Genomic DNA, 14916 nt, shown 5'->3' on the forward strand with positions numbered 1-14916 from the left:
GGGACATCTTCGGCAAGGACATCAGCCGCGACCTGATCGGGCGGCTTCATGCCCGTCGCCTGATCGGGACCGGCCCGCGATCTCCGCAACGTGGCGCGCCCTATACCTTCGTCACCACCGAGCAGTTCCTCGTCGCCTTCGATCTCGAGAGCCTCCGCGATCTCCCGGATCGGGAGCAGTTAGACGATGCGGGGCTGGCCGGAAGCCCGTGAAACCAGCTGGGGCCCTTTGAGTGCTTCCTGCTACAGCCAGACCAGCCATTCAAACATTCCGCAGGTGTCAAAGAAACGCGAAAGGGCGAACCGCCGAAGTTTCGTTCATCAGGTTGCGAGGCGGGGGGCTGCAGGCGCGTACGTCGCAATTGCGGCCGAGATCGGTGGGGCTGACGGAGACTTCTTCTGCAAGTCCGAACATGCGCAGCGGACCGACTGCAGCACCCATTCGCCGCGACTCTCTCCGTGTGGCCGCCCTTGAAGGGCCCGCGGGTATTCAATCCGGTGCAGGAACCCTTCAAGCAATTGTTCGTTTTCGACCCAGGCAGGATCTGGATTCACGAGACACGTTGGTCGGGATTCTTGCTGGCACGTCTACACTTGCCTCAGGGAGAAAAACTCATGTCATTGAAGCAAACAACCCGCACCAAAGTTAATTTGATTGTTCCGTCCTTGCTGACAACAATCGCTTTGGCCTCGCCCGGTCTGGCGCAGGTGGGCACGAACACCAGCAGCCTTGAGCACGAGGTTGTACTCTCCGATCTGGACAGCCCGTGGGACATGGCGTTTCTGCCCGACGGCACGATGTTCTTTACCGAGAAATGCGACGGGCTGTCGGTCCGCATGCCATCCGGAGACGTCAATGCGCTGCTGGGCATGGAAGAGACCGAGGACTATGCCACCACGGCGTCGGACCTCTTCTGTGACGGTCAGGCCGGAATGAACGGCGTCGCCATTGATCCGAACTTCGAAGAGAACCGCAGGATTTATGTCTATTCTGCCTCCAACCAGTCTGATCCGCCGACCAACCGGCTGATGCGCCTTGAGGTGAACGAGGACTTCACCGATGTCTCGGACCGGACCGATATCATCGACGACGTGCCCTACAAGACCGAAGCGACGGATCATCCGTTCGGCGGCACCGGCACGCATAATGGCGGGCGTGTCCGGTTCGGACCCGAGGGCGAGTACATCTACCTGACGACCGGCGACAATCACCAAGCGGAGATTCCGCAAAGCCCGACCATCATGGGCAGCAAGGTGATCCGCGTCGACACCGATGGCAACGCCGCGCCCGAGAACGCGCCGCCCGAGGGGTTCGACCCGCGCACCTTCACCTATGGCCACCGCAACGTCCAGGGGATCACCTTTCACCCCGAGACCGGGCAGCCGATCATCGCCGAACACGGGCCATGGCATTCCGATGAGATCACCGTGTTGAGCAATGGTGGCAATGGCGGCTGGGATCCGCGTGACAACATGGCCGGGCGAGGCGATTGCCCGGACGGCTATTGCGGCTACATGCCGAATCAGAACGAAGGCATGAACCGCTACGAGCGCGCGGCCTTCATGCCGATGACCGATTTCGAGACCTATCCCGACGCGATGGAGCCGATCTGGACCAACAATGGTTGGTCGCAGGGCATGACCACGGCCGAGTTCCTGCGCGGCGAAGAATGGGGCCAGTGGGATGGCGCGATGGTTGTCGGGCTGATGGGCATCGGCTTTGGCGGCACACCCATCGGTCAGCGGATCGACGTGATGGAGCTGCAGAACGAAGACGGCGAGATCTCGGTGCAGGATGTGACCGAGATGACCCTGCCGATGGAAAGCGCGCGGTTCCGGTCGCTGGTCCTTGGGCCGGATGGCAGCCTTTACGCAGCGGTCGACGAAGGGCAGATCCACAAGTTGACGCCGCCGGAGTGAGGGCCGGTTATTGATTTATGTGGTGGCGCGGCCTTCGCGCCGCCTTTCGAGGCATTCGACTGCTCAACCGCTTCATTGGTATGACACCTTCGGGAGCTGTGCGGACAAAGCGGCCAATCATGACAAGCCAGTTGTCGCTGTTTTGGTCGGCTTACTCGACATGCTTGCGCACAATCTGCCAGAAATAGGAAATTGTGGCACCCGTCGCGAAAGAGTCGAACTTTGCCTTTTCAGAGCTGTCGACAAGGTTCCAATACCCGTTTTCGGTCTCAAGAACCGGGTACCCAGTTCTACGGAAGCCTAGTGATCTGGAACTGTAATTCGTATCATTGTCCTGATTTAGCCAACTCGACCAAACCGGAAACAATCTGACCATGGCCGACGGGCGATAAAGCATTTGGAACTGGCGTTCGGCAAATGACCCACACGCTTCGTACTTGCGCCACCGCGACTTCGGATTGCGGCGCGTGCCGCCCTTGTGGCGCAGGGCCACGAGATCGCCCCCCTTTCGTGCCTCTTGCAGCATCCGAGCGGGAACGAAGGTCAGGAAGGCAGACGAAGTCGTCAATCGCACCATCCGGACCGCTCGCCGGAGCGGGCGGGCGGTCCGGAGCCTGCCGTCGCCGCTCCGTTCAAAATCCGCATGTGATAGTCCCGGAACCCGAGCCATGCCAGCAGCAGCAACCTGCCGGCCCCGCAGGCTCCCTATGACGTAGTCGGCAATCATCGCGAAGAACAGCGTCACGAGGATCACAGAGAAGAGGACCGTGCGGATCGCGAGCGTGAGAATATCGCAACCGCGGCCCACCATGATCGCTGTGTGCTTGTGCAGATAGCCGATCTGCGAAAAGCCTTCGCGAAGGACCGGTTTGCTGCATGGTCTCACGGCGGTCCTCCTCTCGCTGCGGCTCGTTTGGCCTACCTGATGGGGGCCGCAGCAAAAAAGCATTTATGGATCAAGCCCGTGCGTAATCGGCACCTCCTCACCAAGCGGTCAAAGCTTGACCCAGGCCCATGACTTCGACATCTTTTTCGGGATTACGGTCATGGCAGGCAAATCCGCAGACCGTTGGTCCGATAGCCTGGGTCGGAACGGTAATCGTATCACGTGGCCGCGTTACCGCCGGCTTTTGCGCTCGGTTTCAGCCCGGTCGCTGCTGACCGGAAGCGACCGGGTAGGGCGGGCGAGACAGGAACAGCGGAAATGGCAAAATTGCGTCGGCGGGAAGATGAATATTTTCTGCATCAGGCGAATAACTGATATGGGGAGATTGGCCCCCGCCGAGACCGGTCTCTACGAGGTGCGCTACGTCCTCGACGAGGGCAAGCGGACGATGGCCAGCCAGCCCATCGAGGTCACCGAGCCGGAGGTCACTGTGGACGCCCCCTCAAAGATCCGGGCGGGCGATACGATCCGTGTGCAATGGACCGGAGCGGTGCATCCGCGCGACTATATCACCATCGTGCCGATGGGCGCCGACGAAGGCGCGAGCGGCGATTACTTCCGCGTCGGCGACAAGAGCCAACAAGATATTCAGGCTCCCGAAACGACGGGCCTCTACGAAGTGCGCTACGTCCTGAACGAAGGCAAGCGCGTGATGGTCGCCTCGGTATTGGAAGTTCTGGATGCCGATGCGCCTCTTGAAAAGGGGGCAAGCCTGAATGCGCCGGAAACCGCGGCACCGGGTGAAACAATCGAGGTCAGTTGGACTGTGGACAATGAAAGCGCCGACCAGCGGGTCACCGTGGCGCGCGCGGATCAGGCGATCTTCACCTGGATATCAGCTGTCAGTCTGGAAGGCAGCACACCATTGAAGATCAAGCTGCCGGATGAACCAGGGGACTACGAACTGCGCTTGCTCGACGTGAGCGAACAGGAGGTTTTGGCCCGCCGGATGATCTGGGTGGAATAACAACCCGGAGGGTAATTCGCCAATTACCGTCCGGTATGGGCTGAACCGTCATCCGAAGCGGCACTGAAATACACTCTGCGTCGACCCAGCCGGTACTGCGCTCGTCTGGGTTTCGGTGCTCTGCATATACATTCCGCTAAACTGGCCCCGTCACCGGCCCCGGTCAAGGCCGATGGCGGGGTGGTGCGCGACGTCTGACCCTTTGTGGCACGACCACGTTCTCTAGCCTGGCTGCACTGCCTCTCTTCATCGTTTCGAACATTTGATTGCGGCCTGTGTAGGACCGCGCAAAAGAAAGAAGAGAGCATGGACAATCTATCACATGGCCGCGTCATCGGCATAGATGTCAGCCGCGACTGCCTGGACCTTCTTTGCCTGCCCCACGGGCATCGCCGCAAAATATTCCATTGTTCATCTCCCTTGTTCACAGTCTGACCGTGATTTTAAAGGGAGCTCGCCCACTGAAGCGGGGCAGCCCTATTACGCGTGCTCCGCGCTTTTGGAGGCAGAAGTTGCTGTAGCCCGCCAGGTGCCCCCCACTCAGGTGAAGGCGTTTTCGCAAAGCCGAGGCACACGCGCCAAGACCGATCGGATCGATGCGGAACTCATCGCTCGCTTCTTTTCTTTCCACCCTGAAGCAGGATGCAGTCTTCCCGTAGAAAAAGCTACGCACTCTCAAAGCTTTAACGTCAAAACGAGCTCCGCAACGGCTGCTGACCCAATTTCGCGCACATCAGGCACTCGGCACCGCCGCAATGTTCGAGGACACCGACACCGAGTTTAAGCACGGTTCGACATCTTGATCAAACAACGGGAAGACAGGATCACCCTGGCCATCGCGAGCGGTGATCACCTGTCGGAGATAACTACCGTTCTCCATTCCATCCCAAGGATCGGTCCGGTTGCCAGCCCAGTGCTGATCGCCGAAATGACTGAGATCGGCACAATCATTGGCGAAGAAGCTGCCGGGCTCACCGAATTGGCCCCCGTCGCGCATGACAGCGGAACACTTCGCGGTAAACGGGCCATCGCCGGTGGTCGCCGTGCCCAGCGACACATGCGCCCATCATGTACCCGTCCACCCACCATTCGGTGAGCCCGACCGGTTGGAGCAATCGTGTCAGTTCTCCGGGCTCTTCTGGCGCGGGATCATTCACTGGCATGCCCTCGGGCGGCAGACCGCTGACAATCTCGAAAGGCGTCATGTCGGATGCTGCGCCGCTGTCGAGCCCCACCAGGTTTTCATCCTGCCAGACCTCAAAGGAAAACTCGGCGATCATTTCCATGACCGGGATTTTCTTGAGTGGACGACCGTCTGTCAATGCGAGCGCCACGGCCGCGAACTCTTTCGCCTCGGGTTCCTGTGCCGCATGCAGCAGAAGCGCAGAGCGGGCAATCACATGCGCCCAATGCTCCCGCCTGTCGTCGAGCGCCTTCCAGAGTGCACGTTTCAGAGCCGTTGGTGTCGTGGCGCTGGCAATGGCCTCGGTGATTGCATCGCTGTCTTCGTACCAGCTTTCCATGATCATGGGGATAATGGACTTCCCAGTCCTCGCTGGCGTTGATCAGTCGCCCTTTTGCTTGTGGTGACATGCTGGCGAGGTCACCGTCAGGCTCCATCACGCCGACAATGTCGGTTACGTTACTGGGAAAGGGTCTGAGATCCGTCAGTGCGAGTTCATGAGCGACATCGACCAATCCGGCCGCCGGCGGGTGGCCCGACCGCAAGCCATCGTCAAGACCCATCGCAAATGCCTGCTTGGCATAGTCCAGCGGGACGTCCCATGCATCAACTTCCGAGAGCAGCATCTCGATCAGCCGCTTCTGTTCGGTGGCGCTGGAACAGGGCACCACATAGGCGTCCTTGACGCCGAAGCCCTGTTTCAACAAGACGATCCCCATCCTTCGGGCACTGCCCGACTGGAACGCAATCGTAAAGCTTTGTGCCCCTGAGCCATCCACCATGCTCGCGAGAACGCGATGCACTTTTGGGGCGGACTTGGCTTGTGCGCCACCAATTCCGAGTTTCTTCGCCTCCCTGAGGAGATCGTCAACTCGATCGCGGATGTTCTTGTCGCCGATCCAGCTGCGCATCAAGGCGAGACGTGCGATGAGCGAGGGAGAGAGTCTTCCCACGGCGATGCGATCGAAGAGGCCGTCGACGGCACCCTGACGAACGTCTTCATCCGGGTCAAATGTCCACGCACATCCAAGCTCTTCGTGGGCTTCCTTGGGGTGGTTGACGGCCAGGCGCACGAAGTCGCGACGCGCATCGTCCGGGATAGTGGGCAAAATCTCTGACAGGGATTCACGCAGGACCTGAACGTGTCCGTCTGTTGTCTGCGAGAGTTGGTCGAACAGCTTGTGCAGCCCGGTTCCGAGATCAGGCAACCCGTCCACTGCAAATACGTCCGCGTCCCCCGCTTCGAATGCTTCTGGCATATCCGGGCTGATCGCCAAGGCGACGGGAGCAACCAGTCCCGCGCGCCGCCAGCACGACGAAAGCCGAAGGCGGCCAGACTGGTGCAGCAATCCGGACGCATCGAGCGATGCAAGTCGATGCTCCATCATGTCGATGAACGCACCGCCAGCGGACCGGCCATTTTCGCGGGCCATGCGTGCTTCGTCCAAGGCGGATATGAGCACTGTCGCAAGCTGCTCGTCAGTGAGTTCATCCTGATTTTCGGTACCCATCGCTTCCAACAGGCAGATGGCGGTGTGCTCATCGGTCAAGATACGTTGGGCGATCTTCTGAACCACACGGCCAGCGGATGGAGATCGCAAATTCATGGGCATGGTTGACAGGAGGGAAGACAATGCTGGCGACATAAAGGGGCTCCACGGTAACGGCGACACAAGCGGGAAACTACTGGCGGGCCGGGTCTAAGATGGTGCTGCCAAAAGGCCAACAGCGACTTTTTCATTTTTGACGGCCTCTGGTTCCAAATTCATCGTGTTTGATCTCCACAACCGGCTTTTGCCTGGTGGCTCGGACAACGAGGCTCTGGTCTTCGCTGTTTGCTCAGGGTTACTGTCTCGATCTGCACCCGACCTGCTTTCGGTGTGCGCTTGGCCGGGTGATCAGGGACGGGTTACCTCCGGCCAGGTTTTTCTTGGTTTTTCGGCGATTTAGACGCCAATGTGCTTCTATCCAAAGCGCGCCTGCCCGGACCTGTAGGTTAATGTGCCTGCTTAAGCCGCCTCCCTGATAAAAGCGATGGCCTCGTGCCGTTTGAGCGTATAGCGCGCCATCCCGGAATCGAGGATAAGACGCTCGGTCTCCTGTAGCAGACCAAGGATCTCGTCCTGCGCATTGGCCTCGACAGTCCCCATCGCCACAGTGCCGGGATACAGCGTTTCGACCGCGCAGCCCTCGGCGAAAACCACCTGATGCGCCTCGCACAGGAAATGCCAGTATTCCACCACCGGGCGCGGTTCGGGAAAGATCGTCGTGCCGTTCACCAGATGCTTGGCCGCCACCAGCACCTCGTCCTCGCCGAACAGCAGCTCGGCCTTTGCACCGCGCATCAACATGCGGTGGTTGGGCGAGACCCAGAGATCGCGGATATTGCCCAGTGCGCCGCGCTTGATCCGGATGGGTGTGTTCAACCCGTCACCCGGCACCCGCACATGTCCGATCCACAGGATCGGTTGCGGGCCTTCGTCCAGCGTGTTCACCACGTCGCCTTCCCGCAGCGACTCGACAAAGCGCGGGCCTTCCGGTGTTTCGATCAATGTGCCCGCAGCGAAGCAGATTACGATCAGTCCATTGGCGACATTTGAGGAAAACGCGGCATCGCCTTCTTCGTCCAGGGAGATGATCGCATCGCCGTTCAGGTCGATGTCTTCGGTCGTATCGACACGCAACGGCCCGTTTTGCGACGCCAGCGTTCCGAGGATATCCACACCCGCAATGGCCGACACCGTGCCAAGCATGGGCGCACCCGCGTCGGACGATGTCAGCCCGTCGGCTTCGAATTCCAGATACCTGTCGCCCATGCTGCGGCGGCCCATGTCAATATCGGCGCTGCCGGAATAGGTATATTTGGGGAGATCACTGTAGTAATCCGATGCGTTGTCATAGACGATAATCGAGGTGATCACCGATTTATCGGTCAGCACGCCATCCGCAGTCGTGTTTTCCGCGACGAACACGATGATGTCATTGTCTTCAAACAGCGCAGATGCGCTATGCAGCATGTATTCGCCGCCGTTGGAGGCGTTCGCATTTGTCTGCGGGTCGCCAACGATACTAAACCCGTTCAACAACAACGTAGTTGTTGCCATGACTGCTTTACCTCTCGGGATCTTCGCCCTTTTTTGATGTCAGAAATTGTACATTGTGTCGGATGTTCGGTCAAATGTTCACAAATCGGAAATAATCTGTGCGGTCCGACAGGGTTTTCGCGTCTCTGCCGGCGGGACACTGCCATGCATACAGACCGGCGCTCCGACCCGCGACTATTTGCGTGAAACAAGCCTTTGCCAAACGTCGATTGCAGGGCAACCCAAGACGAAACTCAGCCGATACCCCCAAAGCTGCCCGCCGTTTGGTCGCAAGATCTTTCAAGCGGCAGCCCGTATTTTTGAGCGTATGAAATGGAAGCGCTTGGGCACGAGGTGAAGCTGATCGCGCCACAACACGTTCGCCTGTTCTTGAGACGCCAAACAAATGATTCGGCCGATGCCGAGCGAACTTTCAGCGCTGCACACCAGTCCGAGGTGCGAAATACCAAGTCAAAGGAGCGGAAGAATTCCGTGACAAGTCCAGGCAAGCTCTCGGTGATCTATGGAGGGAGCGGTAAGGATCCGGGGATCAAGCGGGGTTGAGGTGTCCGGCTTAGTGTCTTCCATTCAGAAAAGCCGCTGTCGCGCTTGCCTTCTTCGCGCGCCCCGCAAGCGACCACCGTGTTCGAGGATCATTGCTCCGTTACAATCCTGATACGAACTATCCATATCAACCCTCCTGCAACGACTGCGGGAAAGTGGAATGCTCCTGTCTTCAGATTGAACGCGGCGAAATGAGCCCGGTTCCGGCGCAGCTTCTCGCACCTTGGTTGTTCAAGAATAAGCGCGGCGCGGCCATCAGGGTGGCCGAGCAAAGCGAAGCCGCAGATCGAACTGTTAGCTGCCCCTTGCGGGCAGCCTGCGTTTCCATCACCATGAGGTCCTGCCGCGCGTGGACTTTGCACCGGCCCGTCGTCGTTCCCAAGAACGAAGGAATTCCGGACGCAGACCTCCGGGCAAGAGCGGTTTCGAAGGGTGATCCGATGCCGAAAAAGCCCAAGTCCGGTACGCGCGAAAAGGTTGCATCCACCGTCGCGCCCTTGGCCGAAGATCTGCTTCTCGAGCTGGCCAGTCGCGGGGCCGGCCGTCGTCCGGTCGAGATGCGGCACGTGGCGAGGCTGCGCAAAGCCGCACTCAGTTGCAGCAAGACCGCATGCCTGTCGGCTTGCGACCGGATCGCGAGCCAGGGCATCGGCTTTGACGACATCGCGGACCTTTACGTTCCGGCCGTTGCGCGCACGTTGGGCGACGATTGGGTGGACGACCGGATCAGCTTTGCCTCCACCTCGGTCGGGGCGGCCATGTTGCAATGGTTGCTGGGAGCCCTGGAACAGGCCCATCTTCACAGCGACATTGCAGTCGATGGGCCTGGGGTCCTTCTTATGGTACCAGCCGGCGAGCATCATACGCTGGGCGCGGTCCTGCTGGGGCAGCAACTCAGACGCCGGGGTTTTTGGGTCAGGCCAATGCTTCAGGCGCGCGCCGAAAGCCTGCAACCGACGTTGCAACGGCGTCTGAACGCCACGATGATCTCGGCCTCGCCCGCAACTGGGATGCAGGACCTTCGCCGCCTGGTCACGGCCGCCCGGAAAGCCACGGCAGAAGCGTCCCCGGTTCTCATCGGAGGCACGATTGCGGATTTGGAACCAAGGCTGGCCGACCGGTCCGGCGCAGATCACGTGGCGACGGATGTGCAAGACGCCCTGCGGTTCTGTCAGTTCGAAGATCGAAGCGGTGTCAGCTTGGTCTGATTCAGCCTTGCCGGTCGATACGTATCACGACCGGGAGGTCAGTAACGCGCTGGAGGATCGTCAGCCGGACGCGTGCCCATCAAGGTGGAACTTGCGCCATGGCCTGAAATCGCTGGTTCTCGACATTGATGCTGCTGTAATAGATGGCCCGCGATGCGTGAAATTGCACAGAACTATCAGCCTGCGTACATCGGAGCCAGCAACCACCCCCCAAGCAGCCAAGCATAGGCGATCACTGCGAGGCCGAAGAGAGTTTTTTCCGCTGCGTCGGCGCCCCAATCGACCGACATGCCCGAACTCTGTATCTTCCAACCCAAGAAGAATATTGTGACGGTGACGAACGCCAAGTTCAGGAACATCGTATAGTCGACCTGAAAGAAATTTCTTTGGGTTACGCTCTTCGCCGTGGCTGGGTCCGGCAGGAGACCGGCGAACTGGAAGCCGTAGTGCATGGTGATGGTAGCTGCGACGAGGACGATGAGGAAGACGCCGAGAACGTATAGCGCGAAGCGCCAACCGTAGTACTTGGCCTGGATGCGCAGCACCGGCAGCACCACGAGATCACTGAAGATAAAGGCCATCACCCCGGCGAAGCTGACGCCGTTTGAGAACAGGACTGCTGCGAGAGGGATGTTGCCCATCGAGCCGATGAACGTGAAGAACGCCGCAACCGGACCGACGAGAGCGTGCTGTAGGAGTTGGAAGAACCCGAGGTCGTTCCCGCCCGAGCCGATGAACAGCCACTGAAAGAAGCTTCGGGGCACGAAGGCAGCGACGATGCCTGCGACGGTGAAGCCGACCGTGACGTCCTTCCAGACCATCGACCATTCCATCACGTAGCGGTTGGCGACCATGCGCCAGCCCTCGCGTCGGCGTATCATCGCGCGCCAGTCCGGGACTTCTTCGTCGGCCGAACCTTCTTCCTGTCGTGCTCGCTCTCGCGCCTGCTCGATCAGCTTGCGCGGCTGCGTCAGCCGGACCACCAGCCACATGAACAGGATCAGAAGCATGCCGCCGAGGTACTCGCCGACGACGAACTGCCAGGACAGGAACACTGCGATTATGATCCCCAACTCGATGACGAGGTTCGTCGAGGCGAGCAGAAACGCGAGCGAAGGCACCAGCCCCGCGCCTTTGGCGAACAGTGAGCGCGAGCTGGCGAGCGCGGCAAACGAGCACGAACTAGATGCAAACCCGAACAGGGTTGCGAGCGCCACACTTCGCGGCCCGGCCTCGCCCATGCTGCGTTTCATACGGGCTTCGGTGACGAAAACCTGAATGAGGCTCGAGATCAGATAGCCCAAGCCGAACGCCCAAAACGCCATCCAGAACAGGCCGGTCGCAATGCGCGCCGCCTCGTGCCATTGAGAAAAGAAGTCCTGCGTCATGTTCTACCAACCTCCAAGGCACGGGATGTGTTTCCGCTGAGCGACCTCGGCCGCACTCCTCAGACCGCAAAAACTCGGAAAGCGCGCGCGACTTCCCGCTGGCTGTACTCTCTCAGTCTCACCATGTGATTCCCTCGTAGATGAAGGTCGGGGGGCCAGGATCGGTTACGTAGCCCGCTCTGGAGCACTGATCCGCAAAGATCTGCGGCGCGGTGACCACCGCCGACTCGACGGTATTGGATGCTGGGTCGGCAAAGGGCCAACCGGCGAGGATAGCGAGGTTCGAGCCTCCCACGAGCAAACTGGTCTCAGTGCTATGTCAAAGGCCATGTCTCAAGAGACATTACCCGGTGGCGGCAGAATTCGTTGCCTTGGCTGAAGTGAAAATCTGCTAACGGGCGCCTTGGCGACAATGGACATCGTCGTCAGCAGTGCCTATCTTTAGCGCATGTTTGTTCGTCTCGTCACCCTGCTTGCCGTACTTGCGACTGCCTTGGTGACGTCGATGGCCTCGGCGCATTCTGCGAGCATGAGCATCGCTTCCGGTCCGGAGCACGCGACGCATACTGGTGAGATGAGGCACTCTCCCGAGTTCACTCAATTCGCTTGTGAAGGTGAGGACTGTGGATCGGCCGATGACAGTATGTGCGAATTCGTTTGCGCGGGTCTTTCAGCGTCCCTGACGTCTCCAGGTGGGGAATCTGGGCACGCCTTTGGTCCTGCCATTTTCTATTTGCCGTTCGAGGCAAGCCGCGTCGGCCATTCGCCGGGACTGAACGAACGACCTCCCAAACTCCGTCTCCTCTGATCGCGCCCGGGCCAAGGCCCGTGGTGTCCCATCGGCTTGATTGATGAACGGGACGCGATGTCCCGAGGAGATTACCATGAACATAGTTTCACGACGCGGCTTTCTCGCTGCAACTGCTGCGGCCGTTGGCGCGGCACAACTGCCTCGCTTCGCCTTCGGACAAGGGGTGGCACCGATCAGCCTCTCTGCTGCATCTCGCACGCTCGATATCGACGGGCGCGCCGCCACTGTTTTAGGCCTCGCCGGCCCCGGCGGTCAGGGACTGATCCTCGACCCCGGCCAGAGGTTCCGGGTCGACCTGACCAACGATCTCGATGTCGGCACCATCATACACTGGCACGGCCAGATTCCGCCAAATGCGCAGGACGGCGTACCCGACATGCCGATGCCCTTTCTCGCCCCGGGCGAGACCCGTTCCTATGATTTCGAGGCGCGGCCGGGCACTCACTGGATGCACAGTCATGTGCCGGTGCAGGAGATGCAGCTGCTCGCTGCGCCGCTGATCGTACGCTCGCAGGAGGACATCGCCGCCGACCGGCAGGAGGTCGTGATGATCCTGCATGACTTCTCCTTCAAGGCCCCCGAAGAGGTTCTGGCGGAGATCAACGGTGGTCATGGCGGCGCACACGGCGCAGGCCATGGTGCCGGTGCAGTGCCCGAACAAGATTCGCCCATGGGAGGAATGGCGGCGATGCAGGGCATGGATCACGGGGCGATGGGCCATGGTTCCATGGGTGGCATGCCGATGGACAAGATGCCTGGAATGGGCGGCATGATGGGCATGGGCGGCATGACCATGGATCTTAACGATTACGACTGGGACGCCTATCTCGCCAATGACCGGACCCTGTCGGATCCCGAATTGGTGAAGGTCGAGCGTGGTGGGCGCATCCGGGTGCGGATCATCAATGCCGCAGCCGCAACGGTGTTCTGGATCGACACCGGCGGCGCGCAGGCGCGGCTCGTTGCCGTGGACGGGCATGCCGTCCAGCCGCTCTCGGGCACGCAATTCGGGCTGGCGATGGGACAGCGGATGGACATCGATATCGACTTGCCGAACGAGGGTGGCGCCTGGCCAATCCTCGCCCTGCGCGAAGGGGCGCGCGAGCGCACCGGGCTAATTCTTGCCACGCAGGGTGCCGAGGTCCGGCGCCTTGATTCCATGGCGGAGACGGATGCACCTCCGTTCGACACCGATCTGGCGCAGGAGTCGCGCCTGATCGCCCGCGATACCTTGCCGGATCGGCCGGTGAACCGCAGCCATACACTGATGCTGGGCGGTGCGATGCAGCCCTATGTCTGGACGATCAACGGCGCCGTCTGGGGCCAGCACCAGCCCATCACTGCGCGCAGCGGTGAACGGGTCGTGCTGTCGTTCCACAACATGTCGATGATGGCCCACCCGATGCACCTTCACGGGCATGTGTTCCAGGTCGTCGGATTGAACGGGCGGCGTGTTGCCGGTGCGCTGCGCGACACGGTTCACGTGCCGTCGATGTCGATGGTCGACGTCGCCCTCGATGCTGGCGAGGCCGCGCGCTGGATGCTGCACTGTCATCACATGCCGCACCTTGCCACCGGCATGATGACCGAGTTCGCGGTCACGGCGTCGCTCTGATCCGCAGGGGCGCCCGTACAGGGCGCCCGTCGTTCCGCCACCGAGTTATCCTGCCCCACGTTTTCCCACGGGCTGCTCACACGGCGCACTCTAACGCAAGTATACAGGAGAATGAGATGATGAACTGGGACGACATGGGGCACGGAATGGGCTTCGGAATGGGATTTGGCTGGCTCTTTGGCCTTCTGATCCTTGTGCTTGTGGTTTTGGCCATAGCCGCGCTGATCAAATATCTTCGGAAGTGAGAAAAAGGACTTGGAAATGACCTTCACGATCAATCAGAATGATCTCTGACGCGGGTATCGGCATCGCTATGGGCACAGGAGCCGATGTTGCGATGGGAAAGCGATTTCAAGCAGAACCTCTTCTTCGCCTGCGCCTACAACGCCCTTAGCGTCACCATCGCAGTCGCCTGTCGCCGATGCTTGTGGCGGCGAGTCAATCTTTGACACAAAAGCAAACCACACCCGTCAGAAAGGAAACCTAAATGAGCCACGATACGATTTCGCGCCGGAAAATCCTCATCGGAGCGGCGACACTATTGGCTGCATCGCCCCTAAGGGCGTTGGCGCAAGGTGCCAAGCCGGCGATCCACGTGATGAAGGACCCGAACTGCAGCTGCTGCTCGGCCTGGATAGAGCTACTCGAGAACGAGGGCTTTGCTGTCACCACGGAGCACAGCCTCGGGTCACTCCTGATGCGCTACAAGCTGGATCATGGCATCCCGCAGGAGATGGTCTCCTGCCATACGGGACGAATCGAGGACTACGTGATTGAGGGCCACGTCCCTGTTGCCGACATACGCCGTCTGCTGGACGAGCGCCTCGACGCGGTCGGCCTCGCAGTGCCCGGAATGCCCTATGGTTCCCCCGGCATGGGCCCGGAGTCCCAGCGAGAGGCTTATGTCGTCTACCTGATCCATCGTGACGGGACGACAGAGCCGTTCGCTACCTACCCAGCAGCCTGAGTTTCGGATAACATCCAGAGCCGCGCGTGGACGGTCACTCAGAGCTGTGACGGCCAGTGGGGGCGCTGCTCGTCTACGAAGGCCGGATCAGCGCTGCAACAACAGCGCATGGAATAGCCCTCGGTCGCGCAAGGACCTCCCTGCGGGACCGGTCCGGCAACGGGAACTCCTTTGCCGCGTGCAAGTTGCCTCCAAAAGTGTCACTCGATCTTGTTCAGAAGGGCGCCACCAAGCAAATCTTCAGGGGCAAAAAGGAGAAACGACA

At 60.1% G+C, this 14916-nt stretch carries 12 protein-coding genes; 8 read left to right on the forward strand and 4 right to left on the reverse strand.

The window, feature by feature from the left end:
- Both LCF60_RS21235 and LCF60_RS21240 read left to right on the forward strand, forming a co-directional pair.
- A partial coding sequence (locus tag LCF60_RS21235) for an SMC-Scp complex subunit ScpB (protein WP_292294538.1) occupies positions 1-212 on the forward strand: 212 nt, incomplete at its 5' end.
- Between the two features lie 453 nt (positions 213-665).
- Positions 666-1919: a PQQ-dependent sugar dehydrogenase gene (locus LCF60_RS21240; protein ID WP_292294539.1), complete on the forward strand. Its 1254-nt coding sequence runs from the start codon at positions 666-668 to the stop codon at positions 1917-1919.
- A gap of 151 nt (positions 1920-2070) precedes the next feature.
- Here LCF60_RS21240 and LCF60_RS21245 read toward each other — a convergent pair whose 3' ends face one another.
- Positions 2071-2805: a hypothetical protein gene (locus LCF60_RS21245; protein ID WP_292294540.1), complete on the reverse strand. Its 735-nt coding sequence runs from the start codon at positions 2803-2805 to the stop codon at positions 2071-2073.
- Between the two features lie 115 nt (positions 2806-2920).
- On the opposite strand from LCF60_RS21245, the gene LCF60_RS21250 reads away from it, so the two are divergent.
- Both LCF60_RS21250 and LCF60_RS24675 read left to right on the forward strand, forming a co-directional pair.
- Complete coding sequence (locus tag LCF60_RS21250; RefSeq protein WP_292294541.1) at positions 2921-3832, forward strand: hypothetical protein; 912 nt, start codon at positions 2921-2923, stop codon at positions 3830-3832.
- Between the two features lie 928 nt (positions 3833-4760).
- Positions 4761-4928: a hypothetical protein gene (locus tag LCF60_RS24675; RefSeq protein WP_363318451.1), complete on the forward strand. Its 168-nt coding sequence runs from the start codon at positions 4761-4763 to the stop codon at positions 4926-4928.
- Positions 4929-5089: 161 nt separating this feature from the next.
- Here the strand turns inward: LCF60_RS24675 and LCF60_RS21260 are convergent, their stop codons facing one another.
- Together LCF60_RS21260 and LCF60_RS21265 are read right to left on the reverse strand one after the other, a co-directional pair.
- Positions 5090-6661 carry a hypothetical protein gene (locus LCF60_RS21260; RefSeq protein WP_292294543.1) on the reverse strand — a complete coding sequence of 524 codons (1572 nt, stop codon included), beginning with the start codon at positions 6659-6661 and terminating at the stop codon, positions 5090-5092.
- 363 nt (positions 6662-7024) lie between these two features.
- A complete protein-coding gene (locus tag LCF60_RS21265; RefSeq protein WP_292294544.1) occupies positions 7025-8119 on the reverse strand; it encodes a Hint domain-containing protein in 1095 nt (364 codons plus the stop codon).
- Positions 8120-9102: 983 nt separating this feature from the next.
- Between LCF60_RS21265 and LCF60_RS21270 the strand changes: the two genes are divergently transcribed.
- Positions 9103-9870, forward strand: a complete 768-nt coding sequence (locus tag LCF60_RS21270; protein WP_292294545.1) for a cobalamin B12-binding domain-containing protein — start codon at positions 9103-9105, stop codon at positions 9868-9870.
- A gap of 176 nt (positions 9871-10046) precedes the next feature.
- Here the strand turns inward: LCF60_RS21270 and LCF60_RS21275 are convergent, their stop codons facing one another.
- The gene (locus tag LCF60_RS21275) at positions 10047-11258 is read right to left on the reverse strand and encodes a permease (RefSeq protein ID WP_292294546.1); all 1212 of its coding nucleotides are present in this window, start codon (positions 11256-11258) and stop codon (positions 10047-10049) included.
- A gap of 884 nt (positions 11259-12142) precedes the next feature.
- Here LCF60_RS21275 and LCF60_RS21280 point away from each other — a divergent pair.
- The 3 genes from LCF60_RS21280 (at position 12143) to LCF60_RS21290 (ending at position 14651) form a co-directional block, all read left to right on the forward strand.
- Positions 12143-13684, forward strand: a complete 1542-nt coding sequence (locus LCF60_RS21280; protein ID WP_292294547.1) for a multicopper oxidase domain-containing protein — start codon at positions 12143-12145, stop codon at positions 13682-13684.
- 116 nt (positions 13685-13800) lie between these two features.
- Positions 13801-13929 carry a hypothetical protein gene (locus tag LCF60_RS21285; protein ID WP_292294548.1) on the forward strand — a complete coding sequence of 43 codons (129 nt, stop codon included), beginning with the start codon at positions 13801-13803 and terminating at the stop codon, positions 13927-13929.
- A gap of 242 nt (positions 13930-14171) precedes the next feature.
- A complete protein-coding gene (locus tag LCF60_RS21290; protein WP_292294549.1) occupies positions 14172-14651 on the forward strand; it encodes a DUF411 domain-containing protein in 480 nt (159 codons plus the stop codon).
- Positions 14652-14916 lie beyond the last annotated feature (265 nt).

The sequence above is a fragment of the Marivita sp. genome (assembly GCF_020055635.1).
Taxonomy (GTDB): Bacteria; Pseudomonadota; Alphaproteobacteria; order Rhodobacterales; family Rhodobacteraceae; genus Marivita.